A 20971-nucleotide genomic window follows, 5' to 3' on the forward strand; every position below is an offset into this window, starting at 1 on the left:
ACAATCCCCACCAGCCGTCCATGCTTAGCGTTGTGAAAACCGCTGACACCGCTGACGAATTCCTGGCCTGCGCCGCCGATTTCCAACTGGGCAAACTCGACACCGAGCAGCCGCATCCGCTGACGGCAAACTTATCGGCCCAATGCCAGTCCGACCTTCCAGCCGCCGTCAGTGCGCTCAAGGCAGTGGACCAGCAGGCGCTGGCCACGCTGACAGAACGGCTCACCCCGACGGAGGAGGTCGTGGCCTCGATCCGCGAAACGTGGGCCGACGGCGGGCGGATTTTCCTGGCAGGCTGCGGTGCCACCGGGCGGCTGTCCATCGCATTGGAAACATTCTGCCGCGAGGGGCTCGTCCCGGAAGCTTTGCAAGACAAAGTAATCGGGTTCATGGCGGGCGGGGATGCCGCGCTGATCCGCTCCATCGAAGGCTTTGAAGACTTTCCTAGCTACGGTGCGCGCCAACTGCGCGAGCTGGGCTTTACCCAAAACGACTTACTCATTGCCTCGACCGAGGGCGGCGAGACACCGTGGGTCATTGGCGCGACCGAGGAAGCCACGCGTATCAGCCGCCGGACCCCGTGGTTTTGCTACTGCAACCCTGACGCCATTCTGCATGAACTGGTCGAGCGCTCGCGCCGTGTGCTGGACAACCCCGCCATTCGCAAGTGGAACCTCGCCGTCGGCCCCATGGGCATAGCCGGCAGCACGCGCATGCAGTCGACCACCGTCCTCCAATACTGCATTGGCCTGGCGCTGGAGCTGGCCGCGCAGAATACCCAAGACGCGTCCACCCAATTTGCCCAGCGGCTGGCTAGTTTTACCGATTCGGTTAATAAACTGAACTGGGGTTTTCTTAGCGACTTCATCTTGCGCGAAAGCGAAATCTACCAACAGGGCGACCGCACCCTCTACGTGACGGAGGACTTCGGCGTCACCGTGTTGACCGATACCACTGAGCGCTCGCCGACGTTTTCCTTACCGGTGTTTGAGAATTACACGCTCGGCGAAACCACCGAACCGCTCAGCCTATGCTATTTGTCGATCCCGGAACAGCGCCACGTCGGCCCCGCCTGGCAGCGATTGCTGCGCCGCGAGCCGCGCTGCCTGACCTGGCCCGACGACCTGCCCGTCACCCGCCATGAGCGACTGATGGGTTACGACATCAGCGCCCACGCCGCGCACAACCGTGCCATGTCCTGCGGTGAGGCACGGCACCACATTTTCGGCATCGATGACGTAGACGGTGGCATTGTTTGGGCACTAGGCCGACTCGCCGCTGAAGCCGTGCCTGCGGGCTTGCCGATGCTCGAAAAACAAACCCTGCTCAAGATGCTGCTCAACGCGCACTCCACATTGGTCATGGGCCGGCTGGGACGCTACGAGGGCAACCTGATGACCTACGTAAAACCCAGCAATAACAAGCTGATCGACCGCGCTATCCGCTATATCCAAACTTTGCAGTGCAAAGTAGCGGATAAACCCGCCACTTACGAAAACATCTGCCGTGAGCTCTATCGACAACGCGCCACGCTGGCACCAGACGAACCCATTGTTCTTAAAACCCTCCATGCGCTCAATAATGGCTAATCCAAGCGTTTCGCAAAATTAGCGTTAGGTAAGAAATCCCATTTGACCCCAGCCTGGAAAACACAAAAATTGCGCCACCATGCTGCTCATTCCAGAACCGCGAAAAATCAAGATCAACGAAGGTTCCTGCCCCGGCGATGTCGCCTCATCGCTGTCCATCGGCGCGCGCAGCATTCCGCCACAGGGCTACCGCTTAACCATCGAGCCTGGCAAAATTTCCATCGAAGCCGCGGATGCCGCGGGTGCCTTTTACGCCGAGCAGACGCTTCAGCAGATCACCGAACAGTCGCCGGAAGCCGGCCTGCCCTGCCTCAAGATCAGCGACTGGCCCGACTTTACCAACCGGGGTTACATGCTCGACATCTCACGCGACCGCGTGCCGACGATGCCCCAGCTTTACCGGCTGATCGACACCTTGGCCACGCTGCGCTACAACCAGCTACAGCTCTACACCGAGCATACCTTTGCCTACGCCGGGCACGAAACCGTGTGGGGCATGGCTTCGCCGATCACCGCCGAGGAGATTGAGGCCCTCGACGCCTACTGCGCAGACCGCCATATCGAGCTGGTGCCCAACCAGAATTCCTTCGGCCACTTCGAGCGTTGGCTCAAGCACGAGGAATACCAGGAGCTGGCCGAATGCCCGGACGGCTTTACCCACCCCATCACCGGCCCGCGCAGCCACGGCACCACCTTGCGCCCCAATGAGGAAAGCCTGAGCTTCCTCAACGAACTTTACGACGAGCTACTGCCGCACTTTACGAGCACGAAGTTTAACGTCGGTGGTGATGAGCCCTGGGAGCTTGGCCAGGGCTGGAGCGCGCCGCAAACTGAAGTCGAGGGCAAGCACGCCATTTACGCGCGCTTCCTCAAGCGCGTTTGCGAGCTGGCAGAAAACCACAATGCCGCCCCCATGTGCTGGGCGGACATCCTGCTCGAAGACCCGGCCTTTATCGATGAACTGCCCGCTGGCGTGCTGCCGATCATCTGGGGCTACGAGGCCGACCACCCCTTTGACACCCAGTGCGAAACCGTCGCCAGCACCGACCGCCCCTATTACGTGGCACCGGGTGACTCGTCCTGGAACAGCTTTACGGGTCGCGTCCGTAACATGCTGGAAAACGTCCGCTCCGCCGCGCGCCACGGCCTCACCCATGAAGCCAGCGGCCTGCTCATGACGCATTGGGGCGACAACGGGCACCCGCAAACCTGGCCCATCGCGTTCCCGGGCCTAGTTGCTGGAGGTGTCTTTAGCTGGTATGGCGATGCCGAGAGCAACCTCGATCTTACGGTGCAAATTAATCGCCTATTTTTCAAGGGCGAGGACCGCACCGCTGCGACCGTCTTGCTGGAGCTGGGCGATGTCGACCGCCTGTTGCCCGTAAAAATGCGCAACCAGAGCTTCCTCTGCACGAGCCTTCGCCTGCCGGTGGAGGAGCTGATCGTCAAGTTGGCCGACTGCCCGGAATCTGTGCTGGAGGCCGTCGTCAGCCAGACCTGGGAGTGGGAAGCCTCGCTCAATAGCACCAATTTGCACGCTGAAGACGCCGACTGGCTGCGCGACGAGCTCGACCTGGCCATCGATATGACGCGCTTCGCTGCCCAGCGATGCCTCGCGGTGAAGAGCCACACCGATTCGCCGCGCCAGTTTAGCCTCAGTTCCGGCCTGCGCTCAGAGCTGGCCTTAATCATTGGCCAATATGAGAAGCTCTGGATTCGCCGCAGCCGCGTGGGCGGGCTCTACGAAAGCAGCAACATCCTCCGCCGTTTAATGTAGGCGGCCCGACTTTTCGGGAACTACAGAATTGACCCTACGACGCGGATACCAAGCATATCAAAACTTATGGCAAACGATGAACCTGAGGAAATTCAGGCGCTGCGGCAGGCGCTGTCATTCTCACCAGAGAATGTTGCATTGCGGCAGCATTTGGGCGCACGCCTGATGAAGCTCGGGCGCTTCTCGGCCGCCGAAACCGAGTTTCGCGACGCGCTCAAAATCGAGGCCAACAACAGCGAGCTAAACGTGCTCCTGGCCGAGGCTTACTTCCAGCAGCATAAGCAGTCCGAAGCCCTCGTGGTGCTGGAGTCACTGGAGCGCGCCGATCGCCTGACCGCACAGGGTAAGCTGCTCTACGCGCGCGTCTTGGCGCAAACGACCGAGCTCGTCAAAGCCGCAAAAGTTTACCGCGACCTGCTGGCGGACCATCCGAACATGCAGGACGAATCGCTCGACGAGGAACTTTCGCCCTTCCTTCTTGAAGACTCCGAGGACGACGCCGATGGCCCCATGCGCGTGCCCGCTGGCGATATCCCCGGTGCCGGTTATTTGGAAAAAGAAGCCCCGGATATGACCTTCGACCACGTAGGCGGCATGGACGAAGTCAAGGACCAGATCCGCATGAAGGTCATCCACCCGCTGGCCAATGCCGACCTCTTCAAGGCTTATGGCAAATCCGTTGGCGGCGGCATCCTGCTCTACGGCCCTCCCGGCTGCGGCAAGACACTGCTCGCCCGCGCGACCGCCGGCGAAGTCAAAGCCAGCTTCATGGCCGTCGGCCTCCACGATGTGCTCGATATGTGGATCGGCCAGAGCGAAAAGAACCTTCACGAAATTTTTGCCTCGGCCCGCATCCACACGCCCAGTGTGCTGTTTTTCGACGAAGTCGACGCGCTCGGTGCCAGCCGCTCCGACCTCAAACAAAGCGCCGGTCGCAACACGATTAACCAGTTTCTCTCCGAGCTGGATGGCGTCGATTCAAACAACGATGGCCTGCTAATCCTTGCCGCGACCAATGCCCCGTGGCACCTCGACTCGGCCTTCCGCCGCCCGGGCCGTTTTGACCGCATCATCTTCGTCCCCCCGCCTGACCTGCCCGCCCGCGCCGCGATCCTGCAAGTGATGCTGCGCGACAAGCCCGCAGACCGGATCGATTTCGAAGCCGTCGCCAAGAAGACTGATGGCTACTCCGGGGCGGACCTCAAGGGGCTGGTGGACGACGCCATCGAGGCCAAACTGGAAGAAGCCATGAAGCGCGGCGACCTCGTTCCGCTGACCACAAAGGACCTGTTAAAATCCGCCAAGCGCATCAAGCCGAGCACCCGCGAGTGGTTTGCCACGGCGAAAAATTACGCGCTCTACGCGAATCAGAGCGGCCTCTACGACGACATCCTTGAGCACCTGAAGCTGAAACGCTAAATGACGGACTCACTACATCGCGCCTTCGAGCTGCTGAGAATCAAGCGCTACAAAGAAGCACAAAGCGCCGCTCAGGAAGTGCTGACTAAGAACCCGCATTCTGTGGGTGCGCACATCATCATTGCGCAAGCGGCCATGCAGCTGAACCAGCCACACGAAGCGCTGGAGTCGGTCAATCGGGCCATCGGCATGGCCCCAGACGAAGCCGAATGCTTCGTTACCCGGGCCCGCATTTTCCTGAGCCAAAAGCGCAACAAACAGGCTCGCGCCGACTGCGAAAAAGCCATTGAGCTCGACCCCAACAATGCGGCGGTTTACGGCATTCTCGCTTGGAGCTACGGTGCCGACGGCGACTGGCAAAACACACTGCGTTTTGCCAACGAAGGACTCGAAAAAGATCCGGAAGAAGGCAATTGCGTGAACGCCCGCGCCCGCGCCCTGCTCTATCTGAACCAAGGCGACCAGGCCTTTGAAGCCATTGGCCGCGCGCTCTCCCGCGACCCCGACGATGTTTACACCCATACCAATGCCGGGTGGGCCAAGCTCCAGGCGGGTGACCGCGAGGCCGCGCTCAACCACTTTACCGAGGCCCTCCGCCGCGAGCCGAACTACACCTACGCGCGCGATGGCCTGATCGCCGCCATGAAGGCGCGCAGCCCGATCTATGGGGCGCTGCTGGCCTATTCCTTTTTCATGACCGGGCTGAAGCCCAGCATGCGGATCGCAGTCTTGGTGGGGGCCTTTGTTGTCTATCAAATCTCTTGGCGAACTCTCGTCTCCCAAGGTCACCTGCTACTGGCGGGCGTCATCGTAACCCTATGGATGGGCCTCGTGTTGCTCACTTGGGCCGGCGATGCGATCTTCAATCTACTGCTGATGCTCGACCGACGCGGACGGCAGATTCTCAGTACCAGCCAAAAATGGATTTCCGTCGCGGTCGGCTCCACGTGCGTGCTCGGCTTCGCCACGATGATTTCCTACTTCGCATTTCTCGGCAAAAACCCGTTGTTCCTGATCGGCGTGGGCTTCCTGCTCTGCTGTTTGCCGCTGGCTTACGCGGGGCGGCTAGAGGGCAAAAAGCTCAACATCTGCGTGGCGATTTCGCTCGTTTGTATGCTGTTGCTATCCGTCTCGACGATCATGCATTTCATGGGCTTCGACATCCCGCAAGTCCACTCCGTGCGCGACATCGCCATTTACATCCTCGTCGCCTTCAGTTGGATCGGCCCCGCCGCGCTCTCGCGTAATTTCTAAAGGTAGTCCGACAAATCCAAGCAAAACTCCGTCATCGCTTCGATCTCCTGGCGAGCCGCGTCATCGTATGGCAGGCCCATTTTCAAGTGCGTGAGGATGCTGTCCTGAAGCGTTAAAAAGCTGTCCTCCTTCGGCCACTCGGCAGCCACTTTGGCGCGCCAGGTTTCGTCGAACAGCTGCTTCGCAGCCTCGGCGTCGTTGCACTTCAGGGAAAAAACGTCATCGAAGCTCGCGTCGCCCGTGCGGACCTCTTTCAGGCGGCCGACCTGCCCCAGCTTACCCGCTAAATTTCGCTTCGCCAAGGTCAGGTGGAGCTTCGCATTGGCCCGCGTCGTAATGCGCACGGCGACATCCGTCTGCCGTGTATTATCGAGGCCATAGCCCTTGGGGAAGATCGACATTTCATGCCCGCGGCAACGCCCATAAAGCGTAGGGCTACGGCGATAAATCCCGCCCATAGTCGCCTCAGGAATGGTCAACTCCAGCTCGAACTTCTCACTCAGCAAACGAAACTGATGCACCAGTTTTGCGTTCAGTTTCAAATTGTAAACAATCGCTGCGCCAGCAACCCCGAGCAACAGCACGAGCATGCCGGCCAGGGCTATCCACATTTCCGGCGATACCGCATTTTCTTCCATGGGCGAAACGTAGGCAGAGAACCCCAAGGCTCCAAGCGCAAAAAATTTAACGCACCTCCAGCACCATACCCTTGAGGTAATGGCTTTCGGGCATGTTGAGCAGCGCAGGGTGGTCCGCCGGTTGACCGGTGATCTCCATCAACCGCACATCGCGCTTGGCGTCCGCTGCAGCTTGCTGGGCCACGTCGAGAAACTCGTTCAGGCCGACATTGGCTGAGCACGAATAGCTGGCCAGAATTCCGCCCGGCGACAGCAGTCGCATCGCGCGCAGGTTCAACTCTTTGTAGCCACGCAAGGCACCAGCTACGGCCTTCTTGTTCCGCGCGAAACTTGGCGGATCGAGCACGATCAGGTCGAACTGGCCGTCACGGTTTTGCGTGAACCAATCAAAGACGTTCGCCTCCTGCGCCTCGACAGTCAGCTGGTTTTTACCTGCGTTGAGCTTGGTCGCCTTGATGCAGTCGGCGGAGATATCCAATGCGAGCACCGAGGCCGCGCCCGCCTTGGCACACTGCAGGCCGAAGGCACCCTGGTTGCAAAACGCGTCCAGCACGCGCCGTCCGTTTGCCAGCCCGGCGATGCGCAAATGCTCGCGGCGCTGGTCCAGGTAGAAACCCGTCTTCTGCCCCGCATACAAATCGAGATAATACGCAACGCCATCGATCTCGAACCACTGCGCTGGCAGGCGCTCGCCGGAGCGAGTCGTGGTCTCCATGCGCAGGCCCTCGTGTTGGCGACTCGGGGCGTCGTTGCGGTAAATGATCTCACGCGGCGACAGGTGTTTCTCCAACGCGGCTTCGATCTCGGCGCGGCGGTCGTCCATCCCCAGCGTCAAAAGCTGCACCACAAGCACGTCGGCAAACTGATCCACCACGAGGCCGGGCAAGCCATCGGCCTCCGACCACACGACACGGCGAAACGCATCGTCGCTGCGGCGCTCAATTGCGGCACCGATCGCGCTTTCCAGATAGGCGGCATCCAGCTTCACCGCGTCACGTGAATAGCGACGCCAGACAATCTGCGAGTGGCCATTGTAAAGCCCCATTCCGAGGCTTTTGCCCCGCGAGTCTTTCAGCTCAACGGCCTTACCGTTGGCTGCGTCGGGCAGCAGCCCTTTTACATCACTGGCGTACGCCCACGGGTGACCGTGCAACGCGCGAGGCCCCTTACCGGGCTTAAGTTGGAGTTCCGGCATAAATACTTTCTATTGCAAAGTTAATGACCGACTAGAGCGCAGGCATGCGCTTGGACCAGTCGTGTTGCTGCTCGTAAGCATGAGCGATGGCGAGCATCTCGGCCTCCTCAAAAGCCTTACCAATGATCTGCAGACCGATTGGCAAACCTCCCGAAGTGAAACCACAGGGCACGCTTACCCCGGGCAAACCGGCCAGGTTCACATTGATCGTGAAGATGTCCGAGAGATACATCGAGAGCGGATCATCGGTCTTCTCGCCGGCCTTAAATGCGGCCGTTGGCGAGGTGGGCGTCAGCAGCGCGTCGCACTTTTCAAAGGCCGCATTGAAGTCGTTGCGGATGATCGTGCGCGCCTTTTGCGCCTTCAAATAATAGGCGTCGTAATAACCACTCGAAAGCACGTAGGCACCCAGGATGATGCGACGCTTTACCTCCGCACCAAAACCTTCTGCACGACTCTTGTAGTAAACATCGATCGCGTCCTTCGCCTTCTGGCTGCGGTGGCCGTAGCGAATGCCATCGTAGCGGGAGAGATTCGAGGACGCCTCCGCGGGTGCCAGGATGTAGTAAACCGGCACGGCGAGTTCGGTGGTCGGCAGGCTGACTTCCACGATCTCGTGGCCCATGCTTTCGTAGGACTTGATCGCTGCGTCAATCGCCGCGCGCACCTCCGGATCGAGGCCTTCACCAAAGTATTCCTTGGGCACGCCAAGACGCCATTTTTTGTCGGTCTTGAGCGCGGCGCGGTAATCCGGAACCGGTGTATTGATCGAGGTCGAGTCACGGCGGTCGTGGCCGACTATGCCCTGCAGCAGCAGCGCGGCGTCTTCCACAGTTTTGGCAAACGGACCGATCTGGTCCAGCGACGAGGCAAAGGCGATCAGTCCGTAGCGCGACACCAGGCCGTAGGTCGGCTTCATGCCCACACAGCCACAAAGCGACGCCGGCTGACGAATCGAGCCACCGGTGTCACTGCCCAGCGTAAACGGCGCTTCGCCGGCGGCCACTGCGGCGGCGCTGCCCCCCGAGCTACCGCCCGGAATGCGCTCCAGATCCCACGGATTGCAGGTGCGCGCAAAGCCACTGTTCTCCGTGGAGGAGCCCATGGCAAATTCGTCCAAATTCAGTCGGCCAAAGAGCACTGCCCCCTGGCGCTTGAGCAGCTCGGTAACGTGCGCATCGTAGGGCGAAACAAAGTCCTTCAGCATGTTGCTCGACGCCGTCAGCGGTTGGTCCTTGACTGCGATCACGTCCTTGAGCGCCACCGGAATGCCGTCCAGCGGGCCGACCGCGAGGCCATCCATCCGGCGCTTGTCGGCCGCATCGGCTTGGAGCAGCGCATCATCGCGATCAAATGAATTAAAAGCGCGCACCTTGCCATCGACATTGTCGATGCGCGACAGGTAGGCGGCCATGATTTCTTTGGAGCTGACTTCGCCCTTGCTCAGCATATCGCTCAGCGCGGCGGCGGTTTGTTCGTAAATTTCTGCCATGGCGGTTACTCCACTACCTTCGGTACGACGACTTGGTTTTCGCGGGCGGCGGGCGCGTTGCGCAGCGCTTCCTCCGGCGTGAAGCCGGGCTGCGGCTCATCCTCATCGAGCACATTGCTCAACGGAAAGGAGTGCGCCGTGGGCTCGACGTCGTCCAGATTGAGCGCGTTGAGCTTTTCCATGTGCTCCAGCACCTGCCCGAGCTGCGCCGCGTAGGTTTGCTTTTCTTCGTCGGAAAGATCCAGCCGCGCGAGCTTGGCGACTTTGTCGATGTCTATTTCGGTGTGGGCCATGATGAAGTCAGTGTTCTGTCTTCCGGGGTCTAGTCCAGAGCATTCTTTTTGAACAAACTTAATTTATCTAGTTCGGAATCAGTGATAATCGACCGTGGAATCGAAAACAATCGCGCACCAGCCTCCGTAGTCAGGAAGAGGTAGTTATTCGTTATCAGAAATTTGCCAAGCACACGCCATTGATACGCGTGCGTCTCGACCGGATTCTTAATCTCGATGGAGCTTGAATCGGCAGTAACTGCAATTTGCTCATATCGCTCCATGGGCCCTTTTTCAAAATCTTGGCGCAGCGACTGAATAAACCGTTGCTCCCAGAATGCGCATAAGCCCCAGCCGACCCCAACCGCAATCCCACCAAGAATCAAAAGCATCGTGACTTGATGGAATAGCTCATATGAGACACCTGCAACGATGGTATGTCCATTGGTGCCCCAATCATTCAGAAAACCAAATATAACGAACAATATCACAATGACAAGACCTCGGAAGATTCTCCGTAATTGCTTCACCTTTGGAGATTGCTTCAGGAACTCACAATGCGCCTCATAAGCCATATTCGGGTCACTGCTAAAACAAAATCTGACGTGTTCCATGCTCATTGACGATCCAATCGTAAATAAAGGTCTTCCATCACCTAACACGCTGAGGGCCATGATGAAAGGGCACAATAGAATCAGGCGATAAGGCTCTGTCGAGTAAGTATTTGGCGAGGCCGTGACAACCGGCCAAAGAAAAGCCCCCGGAATCAACCGAGGGCTCGTCAAATGATTTTCTGCCGTGGGCTAGGCTTTGATGGCCTCTAACTCGCGAATGGACTGATCCACGTGCATGTTGAGCTGGCTGAGCAAGTCCGTGGTGTGGCCGTCGGTCTTGCACTCTTCCTTGGTTTCCACGATCAGATCCTGCAGCTCATTTTCGCCGCGAAGGCATTCCTTAACGACTGCCTCGACATCCTTGCCGCTCACGATTTCGCGGAGCTTGAGCATGCCGCGGTGGATCGCGCCACGGAAGGTGCCGCTATCCTCGCCGTCTTCGCCGATGTCGCGCAAACGGTTGGAAAGGCGTTGCGAGAGGATGACTCGCTCGGCGGCACGCGCCTTGAACTGCTTCGCGAGGATCGTGTTTTCCTCCTCGATGGAGTCAGCTGCGCTTTCGTAGCCGCTGATCGAGTCGTTGCAGTATTCGGTGATCTGTTTCAGATTGTCGGCAAGTTTGGATTTTACGGATGACATATACTTATCTTTCATTTGAGTTAAAGTGAGGTTTGGCGCGAATTAGCTGGCCGCTTCTTCGTGCAGGCCCTTGGAGAACATTCCGCCATCGGCCATCTTGTTAAGCTCGTCGCTGGCGTCGTTTTCCTGGCTAAGGTTTTCCTTGAGGAGCTTCACGTCCTCGTCGTGACCGAGGGCCTTAGCCATCGAAATTGCGGTTGTGTAGGCGGCGATTTCGTAGTGCTCAATGCGGTAAGCATTGGCCACGAGGTGGGCGTCGATGATCTCGCTGTCGCCGTGGGTATCGAGGGCCTCCTTACCTTCGCGAATCAGACCCTTCATCGCGTGGCAGGCGTGACCACCGGGCTTCACACCAGCGTAGCGATCAAAAATCTTTTCCAGGCGCTCCTTCTGGCCCTTGGTTTCTTCGAGGTGGTCGCCGAACGCCTTCTTCAAATCGTTGTCGCGGGCTTTCCAGGAAACCTGATGGAGAAAGTCCACCAGCTGCGTTTCGGCACTATAAATGTCTTGGAGTTGTTCTTGATACAGTTCTTCTAGGTTCATAACTCTGAGTAGGGTTTGTGGTTGATTAATTGCCCCTACCTAGTTGCAACCGCGATGCCAATTGGCCCTACCAATCCAGTAACCCTTTAACCCAGAGCGAGATACAGCTTTTCAAAGAAATCCACCAACAAAGAACCCCTGCATGATGCAATCATACAAGGGTCCAGATAGTTGAAATTTGCAGTGGCACCGTAGCCACTCAACCAATGCCTCAATGGTTATTATCCGCGCACTTCGTAGCCGGCCTCTTTCATCGCTTTTTGAACGGCGTCGAAGGCGGAGTTTACCTCCTTATCCTTGAGCGTGCGCTCAGGGCTACGGTAGCGAATGCTGAAGGCCAGGCTCTTCTTGCCCTCGGGCAGACCCGTGCCCGTGTAAACATCGAACACTTCCACGGCCTCCACGCCAAAGGCGCCGGCGGTGGATTTGTCTGCGGCCTTGGCCAATGCTTTGCGAACATCTTCCGCGGGCAAGGCAGCATCGACCACCAGTGCGAGGTCCTTCTCGCTGCCCGGATAATCACTGAAGCCTTGGAAACGCGTTGCCTTGTCGGACTTCGGTTGACGCGCGGCGAGGAAAAGGATTTCGCCACCGAGCCACAGGCCGTCGACCTCCATTGCCTTGAGCATCTGCATGTCCAACAGGCCGGCGCGGACCATCGACTGGCCCTTGAACCAGCAACCGGCACCGCCGCTCTGACCAGCTTGCCACGCGGGGTGATCCGTCGTATCCCACTGCGGCGTCTTGAAGCCACCGAGGCCGAGCAAATTCTCAACCATGGCCTTCGCCGAATAGAAATCCGGAGCGCCGCGCTCGCGCCACTGGCGTCCTTCGCCATCCGCACGCCAGAGGAAGGCAATGCTCGCGATTTCAAAAATTTCGCCTTCGCCCCAACGGAACACGCGGCCCGTCTCGAAGAAGCGCGTTGGTGAATTGCCGCGGCTTTGGTTGAGCTGCGCAGCCTTGACCAAGCCCGGGATCAGCGATGCGCGCAGGTGGCCCATCTCCGAAGTCAGCGGATTGGCCAGTTTGAGGTTCGGGTATTGATCGCCGTATTCAAAGGCACCCAGCTGATCGCCGTCGACCAGCGTGTAGTGCGAGCACTCGGCAAAGCCATTTGAAGCCAGGAAATTGGCAGTGAGGCGATTATACTTGGCCAGTGGCGCATCGTCGCGGGTGAGGCCCGTTGCCTTAACTGCGCCTTCGGGGATCTTCGCCGTGCCGTAGAGGCGGACGAATTCTTCCACTAGGTCGATCGGGCGATCCACCTCCGGGCGGAAGCTCGGAACGGTCACTTGCCAGGCAACGCCTTCACTTTGCGATGCAGAGTCACTTTGCACGACAAAGCCCAAGCGTTTAAAAGCCGACTCGATCTCGGCGTCCTTCACGGTGAAGCCGCAGACCTGGCGCACGTAATCACCGGTGATGTCGATGGTGCGGTCGCCACGCGGCGGCTCGCCAACAACGATTGGATCGCCGACGACTTCGCCTCCGGCAACTTCGAGAATCAAATCGATCGCGCGCTTGGCGGCATACTCGACACCTGCCGGATCAACATCGCGCGTGAAGCGGTGCGAGCTGTCGGAAAAGAGATTCAGGCGGCGTGTGGTCCAACGCACGGAGCCCGGCTGGAACCACGCGCTTTCGAGCACGATATCCACCGTGTTGTCGTCGACTTCCGCATCAAGGCTGCCCATGACACCGGCCACGACCAGCGGGCGCTTGGCATCGGCAATGACCATCATCTGCTCGCTCAGCTTACGCTCCTTTTCGTCGAGCGTGGTGATCGGCTCGCCTTCCTTGGCTTGGCGAACGATGATCTTGCCACCCTTGATTTTACCCGCGTCGAACGCGTGCAGTGGCTGGCCGGTTTCCATCAGCACGTAATTGGTAACGTCCACCACGTTGTTAATCGGGCGCTGGCCAATGGCGGTCAGTGCCTTCTTCAGCCACTCGGGGCTCTCGGCAATTTTCACGCCCTTAATGCTGCGCGCGGTGTAATACGGGCAGCCATCGGTCGTCACTTCCACGCCGCTGATCAGCGCATTGCCCTGACCCGATGCGTCGGAAACTTCCGGCGTTTTCAAATCCTTGCCAAAGTAGGCTGCAAGCTCGCGCGCCACGCCGATGTGGCTCAGGCAGTCGCCGCGATTAGCGGTCAGCTCCAGCTCGATGACGGTGTCGCTGTCCTTAAAAATGTCGTTCATCGGCGTGCCGATTTCCGGACGGTCGGTCAGGATCATCAGGCCGCTGTGGTCATCGCCGAGACCCAGCTCTTTGGCGGAGCACATCATGCCGTTGGACTCAACGCCGCGCAGCTTGCTCTTCTTGATCTTGAAATCGCCCGGCAGCTTCGCGCCTACCAATGCGACAGGGATGCGGTCGCCCACCTTGTAGTTCGACGCGCCGCAAACGATCTGCGTCGGCTCGGCGTCGGGGGCAAACTTCACCATGCACACGCCCAGCTTGTCCGCATTGGGGTGCTGCTCGCGGCTCAAGACTTCGCCCACGACAAGGTTGTCGATCTGGGGCATGCCCTTAGTTTCGACGGACTCCACTTCCAAGCCGATCATCGGCAGGGCCTCGCAGATTTCATCCACGGAGGCGTCGAGATCGACGTAGTTTTTCAGCCAGTTTAAAGATACTTTCATGGGAAAATTGTTGGGTGCAAGAGGCAGGTGAAAATTGTTGAACAGAAGGCAGCAAAGAAAGCAAAGGACATCAATCTGCTGAACCAGGCAGCAGCATCCGATGAATATCATCGGTAAGTTTGACGGAATTGAAATTCATGATCAGCCCTAAGGGAACATCCAGTAACTTCATGTAGCTCATGAGTTGTGCCCTGTGGATTGGTAAAATTTTTTCAACCGCTTTTAATTCAATGAGTAGGCAGCTTTCGATTAAAACATCGTAACGCAAAGGCTCCTCGAAAGTGAGGTCTTTGTAAGAAATACGCACGGGCTGCTGAGAGTCCCAGCGAATGCCCTGTAACGTAAGCTCATGTGCAAAGCACTTTTCATAAATGGACTCAATCAAGCCAGGCCCCTTGTCGCGATGAACTTCAATGCCCGCTCCAATCGCCAGCTTGCTTAATTCATTCGCCCTTTGATATTTCGGATGCACCGCTTTGCTTTCTTTGCTACCTTCTGTTCAAAAACAAGTTCTACCTACGCGAACTGACGCAGGAAGCGGAGGTCGTTGTTGTAGAAGTGGCGAATGTCGTCGATGCCGTGTATAATCATGGCTATGCGCTCGACGCCCATACCGAATGCGAAGCCGGTCCACTTGTTCGGGTTGATGCCGACGGCGTCGAAGACCTTGGGGTCGACCATGCCGCAGCCGCCGAGCTCGATCCACTGGTTCGAGAGCTTGCCGAGGTTGGGGGTCATCATATCGAGCTCGAAGGACGGCTCGGTGAACGGGAAAAAGCTCGGGCGCAGGCGGACCTTGGAGCCCTTGCCAAAGATTTCCGCCACGAAGTAATCCAACACCGCCTTGAGGTCCTTGATCGTTACCTCACGGTCGACGTAAAGGCCCTCGCACTGGTGGAAGTTCGCGCTGTGCGTGGCGTCGGTGGTGTCGCGGCGGAACACGCGGCCGGGCGAGATAATGCGCAGCGGCGGCTTCTCGGCGAGCATCGTGCGGATCTGCACCGTGGAGGTGTGCGAGCGCAGAATGTAACGCTCGTCGCCGTGCTTGGTCACGTTGCCCAGCTTGGCACCCTCGGGCATGAAAAGCGTGTCCTGCTCATCGCGGGCGGGGTGGTCCTCAGGCGTGTTCAACGCGTCAAAACAGAACCACTCGCTCTCGACCTCGGGGCCTTCGGCCACGGTGAAGCCGATCTTGCGGAACACGTCGTCCATCAGGCGGCGGGTCTGCGTCAGCGGGTGCAGCAGGCCGGCGGTCGGGTCCGGGCTGGGCAGCGTGGGGTCGATCGGCGGGCCAATGCGGGCCGCGAGCTCGAGCTCCTCCAGCTTGGCGAGGGCCTGCTCGTAGAGGGCCTCGATCTGCACTTTATATTCGTTGATGATCTTGCCCATGGCGGGGCGGTCTTCCTTGGGCACATCTTTCATGCCTTTGAGGATGTCCGTCAGCTTGCCTTTGGGACCAGAAATAGTGGCCTTAAACGCCTCGAAATCCGGTCGCTTGGCGATGCCGGGGATGGCGCTTTCGACTTCAGTGAGAATTGCCTGGAGTTGTTCCTTCATGAGGGTTTGCGGTTTGCGCTGATTGCGCGGCAAAGAAAAAGGCGGCCATCGTTGGCCGCCTCCGTAAATTCGTCAAGCAGGGACATCCCTACTCTGGTGGGTTTCTTTACTCAGCCTTGGAAGCCTTGTCCGCGAGAGCGGCCTTGGCCTTCTCTACCAGAGAGGCAAACGCGGCTTCGTCGTGGATCGCCATTTCGCTGATGGCCTTGCGGTCGAGACCGATCTCGGCAGCCTTGAGGCCTTCCATGAGGCGGCTGTAAGAGATGTCCAGCGGACGGCAGGCAGCGTTGATGCGAACGATCCAGAGTTGACGGAACTCGGACTTCTTTTTGCGGCGGTCGCGGTAAGCGAACTTACCGGAGCGTGAAACGGCATCCTTCGCGTAACGATAGAGACGCGACTTGTTGCCGAAATAACCCTTAGCCTGCTTCAGCTTACGCTTACGACGGGCGCGGGTGGCGGGTGCATTGGTTGCTCGTGGCATGTTGTGTTATTTCCTTGTGTTTCGTGGGCGGCGAGGTCGCCTGGGTGTGATTCACCTCGAACGCGCCCGGATTTATCTGTGTTGGTTACGCGTGCGGGACACCGTTTAGCATCTGGCGGGCTTGGCCCTCACCGAGGCTGTGGTCCTGACGCATCGCGCGCTTTTGCTTTTGCGACTTATTACGCAGCAGGTGGCGGTGGTTTGCCTTCCAACGACGAACCTTGCCTGTGCCGGTAACCTTGATGCGCTTGGCGATTGCTTTGCGTGTTTTTTGTGCCATAAGAATTGTGGAAAAGCCGAAGAAAACACCGGGTTTTCCGGCGTTTGGCAAGGATAATTTGGAAAAACCCGTCGCCAGGCGAGGCCGCCCTACTTCCAGGCCCAAAAGAAGCGCGGACGCCCATCCAGGTCTTTTTGCGACTCCGATTTGGCAAAGCCGGCCCGCCGAGCCATATCCGCCAGCACCGCATGCTGGGAAATGCCCGTTTCCGCAACCAGTAAACCATTGTCAGTTAATCGCTTAGGGGCCTTCTCGATAATCGTCTCCAAATCGCGCAGGCCGTCGTCTCCCGCAACGAGCGCGCTGGATGGTTCAAATTTCACCACCTCGGGCTCGGCGGTGGTCATTTCTTTTTCGGTGAGATAAGGCGGATTGGTCACGATCAGATCAAACGAGCCATTGACCGCAGCAAACCAGTCGCTTTGTAGAAAGTTCACGCGTTCCAGCTCATTGGCAGCGGCATTTTCCCGGGCCAGAGCCAGGGCATCGGCGCTGACATCCACCGCGGTCACGGCGGCGTCCGGCCAGGCCTGCGCCAGGGACAAGGCCAACGCGCCAATCCCGGTGCCCAGGTCGAGCACGCTCGCAGGCGGCGTCTTGCCGAAGTGGCGAATCAGCAGATCGGCCAGCTCCTCGGTTTCCTGTCTCGGAATCAAGGCGCGACGGTCGCACTTGAGCTTGAGGTCGAGAAAGTCCGTTTCGCCAATGATGTATTGCAGCGGCTCGCGCTTGGCACGGCGGCCCACCAGCGGGCGCAGCGCGGCGAGGAGGTCTTCCGTCAGCGGACGCTCAAACTGCAGATACAGGTCCAGCCGCGTACACTCCAGCACGTGCGCCATAAGCCGCTCAGCATTCAATTTAGCATCCGGCACGCCTTTCTGCTCGAAATAGGCCGTCGTTTTTTGCAGGATTTCCAGAACGCTTTGCATAATGTGGCGAAGCAACCAACACGATGCACTTCAGCCGGGAAGTCAATAACCTGATCGCCAATCTGCGGGGAGTCCCCGAAGACCGGGGGCGCTCGGTGCGTCGTGATGCCAAGCCTATCGACAGCATTGTCGAGGTGATCATCGAGCGTTACAAAATCGGCAAGCCGACCGCCGAGGAAATCATCGTGAAGCATTGGAAGGACATCGTTGGCGAGCAAACCGCCCACCGCGCCCGCCCGATGAAGATCGTCAACGGCAAGCAGTTGGTGATCCTCGCGTCAAACTCCGTCATCAAACAGGAGTTGCTCTTTGCCGAGCGGCAAATCCTCAAACGCATTCGCGCCCTCCCCGAATGCGGCGGCATCCGCGACGTGTCAATTAAGGGGTAGCCGTCGTAAAAAAACGTTCGCTGGCTATGGAGTGCGGCAGCCCTCTTCCGCTTTCAGCATTTTGTGGGAACGGCGGACTCCACCGAAACGCATCGTCAACTGAGCGTTTCACTGAAGCTTAGAGCGTCTTGGAAAATGCGAAAGCGCCAGAGGGCTGGCGCACTCCAAACTCGGATGACGGAAACCGCATTCTAATAGGTAGAAAGCACCTTCACACATTTCCCGGGAATTCAAGCAGGAGTTGCTCTTTGCCGAGCGGCAAATCCTCAAGCGCATCCGCGCCCTCCCCGAATGCGGCGGCATCCGTGACGTGTCGATCAGCGGCTAGCCGTCGCAAAAAAGCGTTCGCTGGCTATGGAGTGCGGCAGCCCTCTGCCGCTTTCAGCATTTTGTGGGAACGGCGGACTCCACCGAAACGCATCGTCAACTGCGCGTTTCACTGAAGCTTAGAGCGTCGTGGAAAATGCGAAAGCGCTAGAGGGCTGGCGCACTCCAAACTAGGATGACCGAAACCGCATTTTAATAGGTAGATAGCACCTCTACACATTTCCCGGGAATAACACCTTGATCGGGGCCTCTCATGTTAAACGGCGTGCTCGCTATCGCCGATCAACGTCCTACACCCATGACTCGATACCTAAAGCTGCTCGCGGCCATTGGCTTGGTGCCGTTTTTGTCCTTTGCCGCCACGATCACCTTTCACGGCGATACGCATCGCATCCATTGGCAGGCAGCAGCGGACACCGTGTATTTCACCGAACGCTCCGACGACCTGAAAGCCTGGGAGCCGCTGGGGCCGGTCTATATTGGCGACGACACCGAGCGCAGCAGTGACATCGCCGCCACCGGCAGCGAACTTGCCTTTTACCGCCTGCTTCGACTCCCGCGCGACAACGTAAAAAGCAGCATCAGCGACGGCGTGACGCCCGACTACCTTGCTTGGGTCACCGAGCTAAACGACGGCACGCTGAAATTCAACTTCCTCGCCCTCACGCCCGGAAATTTTGCGGACATCCATTATCGCGTCAACGGCGGCGACCAGCTCAACCTGCGCATGGACGGCGATGGCCCGCACTTCACCTACGTGACGCCCCCGCTGCAGGCCGATGACGAGATTACCTTTTATTACACCTTCGATCGTGAGGGCCCCGTGGAAGACACGCCCACCTATGCGCACATTTTCGGTGGTGATAACTCCGGCGGTAACAATGGTGGCAACGGCGGTAATGAATACGAAGACGTGCTCCCCGATCCGCTCACCCCGGCCGGCTTTAACCATGGGCTGACCTACGCCAACGGGCAGGCCACGATCCGCATTCAGCCGGGGCACCAGCCCGACTCCATGCGCGTCCACTATTCGCTTAATGGTAGCTCCGTGCGCGGCGAAAACATGACGCAAAACGGCGACGAGTGGACCTACACGCTCAACGCCGCAGATGGCGACACGCTGGTTTACTCCTTCCGCTCCAGCTCGCCCAATTACATCTACAGCAGCGACTTCACCCGCGTGGTGGGCTCCCAGCAACCCGAGGCCGACGAGCCATTGGAGATCATCGCCGCCGGCCGTTTCCGCGACCGTCACGAGAACGAATTGCGCTTCAATCCCTACGTGGAAAACTACTTCGATCACAGCTACTTCGGCCTGCGGATGATCGACCACGGCGACGGCGTCGAGGTGGAAGTAACCCCGGCCGAGCCGGTCGATTTTGTCGACATCAAGCTCTACGACCGCAACGAAACGCCGCACGAAGAACGCCCACTCGAAGAGCGCGCCGACTACGCGCAGGCAATCCGGATGTTCGAGGTCGACGGGAAATTCTACTGGCGCATCAACCCCGTCGAGCCGGGCAAATTCGTCGACCTGGAATTTACCCTCCGCCGCACCAGCACGGGCCAGCAGTATTACACCGCAATCTTCCGCTTCTACGTGGGCGATGGAGCCCTCACCCAACGCATCACCGATCCCGAGGCCTACAGCGGCGGCGCGACCAGCGTGGATGTCTACACCGAAACGCAATATTCCTTCGCCCAGGCGGCGCACAATGTCCGCCCCGACACGCTCCGCGACTTCCTCAACGGCAAGCGTGTGTTCGACCAGGTCTTTGACGAATCCACCGGCCTCGGCCCGCTTTACAACGCCAAGTCCTGCATACAGTGCCACGTCAACGACGGCTCCGCGCGCCCACCCTCCTCCTTCGACGAAATGATGAACGGTATGCTCGTGCGCCTTTCCGAGGGCGATGCCGGCAGCCAGGGTCCACACAGCGTTTACGGCTCGCAACTCCAGGATCGCGCCGTCGACGGCCAGTTCCCCGAAGGTCGCGGCCATGTGTCTTACACGAACGTCATTGGCCAGTTTGGCGATGGCGGTGCCTACACACTCGCCAAGCCGACCTACTCCTATTCCGGCCTGCAGGGCCCCGCATTTTTATCCGCCAAAAAGTCACCCCGCGTCGCGCCGAAGATCATCGGCATGGGTCTGCTGGAGTCCATACCCGCCGAGACCCTCGAAGCTTGGGCCGACCCCGAGGACGCCGACGGCGACGGCATCTCCGGGCGCATCCATTACGTGACCGATCCGGAATCGGGCGAGACCACCATTGGCCGCTTCGGCTGGAAGGCGACGCAGCCCAGCGTGCGCGCTCAAACGGCAATCGCGTTGACGGAAGACATTGGCGTGAGCAACCCGGTTTACCCGGATGACGGCGCCGAACTGGGCGAAACAGAATTTGACCACCTGGCCCACTACACGCAGCTGCTTGGCGTGCCGCTCAAGCGCGATCAGGGTGATGCCGACGTGGTGGTCGGCCAACAACTTTTCGGGGAAATGGGGTGCGTTGCCTGCCACGTTCCTACTACCGCTACCGGCGATATCCACACGCTGACCGAGTTGCGCGGGCAACGCATCCACCCCTACACTGACCTCCTCCTGCACGACATGGGCGATGGCCTGGCCGACGAGGTCGAAGAAGGCCAAGCCACTGGTCGCGAATGGCGCACGGCGCCGCTGTGGGGCATCGGCCGCACGGAAGAAGTCAGCGCCCACTCGCGCTACCTGCACGACGGTCGCGCCCGCAACCTGACCGAGGCCATCCTCTGGCACGGCGGCGAAGCAGAATCAGCCAAGGAAAACTTCCGCACCCTCAGCGCCGAGCAACGCGCACAGGTAATCGCGTTTTTGAAGAGTCTCTAACCAGCGTCCCGCTGGAACGAAAGATTGGCGCATTGCGTCAATGCCGTCATACGAAG

Annotated in this window: 19 protein-coding genes; 6 read left to right on the forward strand and 13 right to left on the reverse strand. The window is 58.9% G+C overall.

The genetic code is table 11. The features are described 5' to 3' along the window. The first annotated feature begins 32 nt into the window (after positions 1–32). From O3S85_RS10730 to O3S85_RS10745, 4 genes are all read left to right on the forward strand, one after another. On the forward strand, positions 33–1589 hold the full coding sequence (locus O3S85_RS10730; RefSeq protein ID WP_269540296.1) for a hypothetical protein: 1557 nt from the start codon (positions 33–35) through the stop codon (positions 1587–1589). Positions 1590–1668: 79 nt separating this feature from the next. Continuing rightward, positions 1669–3366: a beta-N-acetylhexosaminidase gene (locus O3S85_RS10735; RefSeq protein WP_269540297.1), complete on the forward strand. Its 1698-nt coding sequence runs from the start codon at positions 1669–1671 to the stop codon at positions 3364–3366. Between the two features lie 66 nt (positions 3367–3432). Then, positions 3433–4785 carry an AAA family ATPase gene (locus O3S85_RS10740; RefSeq protein WP_269540298.1) on the forward strand — a complete coding sequence of 451 codons (1353 nt, stop codon included), beginning with the start codon at positions 3433–3435 and terminating at the stop codon, positions 4783–4785. Next, positions 4786–6039, forward strand: coding sequence for a tetratricopeptide repeat protein (locus tag O3S85_RS10745; protein WP_269540299.1), 1254 nt, complete (start codon positions 4786–4788; stop codon positions 6037–6039). On the opposite strand, the gene O3S85_RS10750 is transcribed toward O3S85_RS10745, so the two are convergent. From O3S85_RS10750 to prmC, 13 genes are all read right to left on the reverse strand, one after another. Beyond that, positions 6036–6677: a hypothetical protein gene (locus O3S85_RS10750; protein ID WP_269540300.1), complete on the reverse strand. Its 642-nt coding sequence runs from the start codon at positions 6675–6677 to the stop codon at positions 6036–6038. The two genes, O3S85_RS10745 and O3S85_RS10750, sit on opposite strands and share 4 nt — an antisense overlap. Before the next feature lie 46 nt (positions 6678–6723). After that, positions 6724–7872, reverse strand: a complete 1149-nt coding sequence (locus O3S85_RS10755) for a class I SAM-dependent rRNA methyltransferase (RefSeq protein WP_269540301.1) — start codon at positions 7870–7872, stop codon at positions 6724–6726. Between the two features lie 31 nt (positions 7873–7903). Next, a complete protein-coding gene (gatA, locus tag O3S85_RS10760; protein WP_269540302.1) occupies positions 7904–9364 on the reverse strand; it encodes an Asp-tRNA(Asn)/Glu-tRNA(Gln) amidotransferase subunit GatA in 1461 nt (486 codons plus the stop codon). A 5-nt stretch (positions 9365–9369) separates the two neighbouring features. Then, on the reverse strand, positions 9370–9657 hold the full coding sequence (gene gatC, locus O3S85_RS10765) for an Asp-tRNA(Asn)/Glu-tRNA(Gln) amidotransferase subunit GatC (protein ID WP_269540303.1): 288 nt from the start codon (positions 9655–9657) through the stop codon (positions 9370–9372). 29 nt (positions 9658–9686) lie between these two features. Then, positions 9687–10310 (reverse strand): hypothetical protein, encoded by a 624-nt coding sequence (locus tag O3S85_RS10770; RefSeq protein WP_269540304.1) that lies wholly within the window; start codon positions 10308–10310, stop codon positions 9687–9689. A gap of 129 nt (positions 10311–10439) precedes the next feature. Further along, the gene (locus O3S85_RS10775; protein ID WP_269540305.1) at positions 10440–10904 is read right to left on the reverse strand and encodes a PA2169 family four-helix-bundle protein; all 465 of its coding nucleotides are present in this window, start codon (positions 10902–10904) and stop codon (positions 10440–10442) included. A gap of 27 nt (positions 10905–10931) precedes the next feature. Further along, complete coding sequence (locus tag O3S85_RS10780; protein WP_269540306.1) at positions 10932–11432, reverse strand: YciE/YciF ferroxidase family protein; 501 nt, start codon at positions 11430–11432, stop codon at positions 10932–10934. A 221-nt stretch (positions 11433–11653) separates the two neighbouring features. Further along, complete coding sequence (gene pheT / locus O3S85_RS10785; protein WP_269540307.1) at positions 11654–14083, reverse strand: phenylalanine--tRNA ligase subunit beta; 2430 nt, start codon at positions 14081–14083, stop codon at positions 11654–11656. A 70-nt stretch (positions 14084–14153) separates the two neighbouring features. Further along, positions 14154–14555 carry a GxxExxY protein gene (locus O3S85_RS10790; RefSeq protein ID WP_269540308.1) on the reverse strand — a complete coding sequence of 134 codons (402 nt, stop codon included), beginning with the start codon at positions 14553–14555 and terminating at the stop codon, positions 14154–14156. Positions 14556–14599: 44 nt separating this feature from the next. Further along, complete coding sequence (gene pheS, locus O3S85_RS10795; RefSeq protein ID WP_269540309.1) at positions 14600–15640, reverse strand: phenylalanine--tRNA ligase subunit alpha; 1041 nt, start codon at positions 15638–15640, stop codon at positions 14600–14602. 106 nt (positions 15641–15746) lie between these two features. Continuing rightward, a complete protein-coding gene (gene rplT / locus O3S85_RS10800; RefSeq protein WP_269540310.1) occupies positions 15747–16124 on the reverse strand; it encodes a 50S ribosomal protein L20 in 378 nt (125 codons plus the stop codon). Positions 16125–16209: 85 nt separating this feature from the next. Next, positions 16210–16404, reverse strand: coding sequence for a 50S ribosomal protein L35 (gene rpmI, locus O3S85_RS10805; RefSeq protein ID WP_269540311.1), 195 nt, complete (start codon positions 16402–16404; stop codon positions 16210–16212). A gap of 89 nt (positions 16405–16493) precedes the next feature. Next, a complete protein-coding gene (gene prmC / locus O3S85_RS10810; protein WP_269540312.1) occupies positions 16494–17333 on the reverse strand; it encodes a peptide chain release factor N(5)-glutamine methyltransferase in 840 nt (279 codons plus the stop codon). A 23-nt stretch (positions 17334–17356) separates the two neighbouring features. On the opposite strand from prmC, the gene O3S85_RS10815 reads away from it, so the two are divergent. Together O3S85_RS10815 and O3S85_RS10820 are read left to right on the forward strand one after the other, a co-directional pair. Further along, on the forward strand, positions 17357–17722 hold the full coding sequence (locus O3S85_RS10815; protein ID WP_269540313.1) for a DciA family protein: 366 nt from the start codon (positions 17357–17359) through the stop codon (positions 17720–17722). A 625-nt stretch (positions 17723–18347) separates the two neighbouring features. Next, positions 18348–20915, forward strand: coding sequence for a di-heme oxidoreductase family protein (locus tag O3S85_RS10820; RefSeq protein WP_269540314.1), 2568 nt, complete (start codon positions 18348–18350; stop codon positions 20913–20915). Positions 20916–20971: the final 56 nt, after the last annotated feature.

It is taken from the genome of Cerasicoccus sp. TK19100 (genome assembly GCF_027257155.1).
Taxonomy (GTDB): Bacteria; Verrucomicrobiota; Verrucomicrobiia; order Opitutales; family Cerasicoccaceae; genus Cerasicoccus; species Cerasicoccus fimbriatus.

What these genes read in the sequence shown, in the direction of transcription:
- O3S85_RS10775 (WP_269540305.1), bottom strand. Translation starts at nt 10,904, where the DNA reads ATGAAAGATAAGTATATGTCATCCGTAAAATCCAAACTTGCCGACAAT.
- prmC (WP_269540312.1), bottom strand. Translation starts at nt 17,333, where the DNA reads ATGCAAAGCGTTCTGGAAATCCTGCAAAAAACGACGGCCTATTTCGAG.
- O3S85_RS10735 (WP_269540297.1), top strand. Translation starts at nt 1,669, where the DNA reads ATGCTGCTCATTCCAGAACCGCGAAAAATCAAGATCAACGAAGGTTCC.
- O3S85_RS10815 (WP_269540313.1), top strand. Translation starts at nt 17,357, where the DNA reads ATGCACTTCAGCCGGGAAGTCAATAACCTGATCGCCAATCTGCGGGGA.
- O3S85_RS10770 (WP_269540304.1), bottom strand. Translation starts at nt 10,310, where the DNA reads ATGGCCCTCAGCGTGTTAGGTGATGGAAGACCTTTATTTACGATTGGA.
- O3S85_RS10750 (WP_269540300.1), bottom strand. Translation starts at nt 6,677, where the DNA reads ATGGAAGAAAATGCGGTATCGCCGGAAATGTGGATAGCCCTGGCCGGC.
- gatC (WP_269540303.1), bottom strand. Translation starts at nt 9,657, where the DNA reads ATGGCCCACACCGAAATAGACATCGACAAAGTCGCCAAGCTCGCGCGG.
- O3S85_RS10755 (WP_269540301.1), bottom strand. Translation starts at nt 7,872, where the DNA reads ATGCCGGAACTCCAACTTAAGCCCGGTAAGGGGCCTCGCGCGTTGCAC.
- O3S85_RS10740 (WP_269540298.1), top strand. Translation starts at nt 3,433, where the DNA reads ATGGCAAACGATGAACCTGAGGAAATTCAGGCGCTGCGGCAGGCGCTG.
- rplT (WP_269540310.1), bottom strand. Translation starts at nt 16,124, where the DNA reads ATGCCACGAGCAACCAATGCACCCGCCACCCGCGCCCGTCGTAAGCGT.
- pheS (WP_269540309.1), bottom strand. Translation starts at nt 15,640, where the DNA reads ATGAAGGAACAACTCCAGGCAATTCTCACTGAAGTCGAAAGCGCCATC.
- O3S85_RS10780 (WP_269540306.1), bottom strand. Translation starts at nt 11,432, where the DNA reads ATGAACCTAGAAGAACTGTATCAAGAACAACTCCAAGACATTTATAGT.
- pheT (WP_269540307.1), bottom strand. Translation starts at nt 14,083, where the DNA reads ATGAAAGTATCTTTAAACTGGCTGAAAAACTACGTCGATCTCGACGCC.
- gatA (WP_269540302.1), bottom strand. Translation starts at nt 9,364, where the DNA reads ATGGCAGAAATTTACGAACAAACCGCCGCCGCGCTGAGCGATATGCTG.
- O3S85_RS10820 (WP_269540314.1), top strand. Translation starts at nt 18,348, where the DNA reads ATGACTCGATACCTAAAGCTGCTCGCGGCCATTGGCTTGGTGCCGTTT.
- O3S85_RS10745 (WP_269540299.1), top strand. Translation starts at nt 4,786, where the DNA reads ATGACGGACTCACTACATCGCGCCTTCGAGCTGCTGAGAATCAAGCGC.
- rpmI (WP_269540311.1), bottom strand. Translation starts at nt 16,404, where the DNA reads ATGGCACAAAAAACACGCAAAGCAATCGCCAAGCGCATCAAGGTTACC.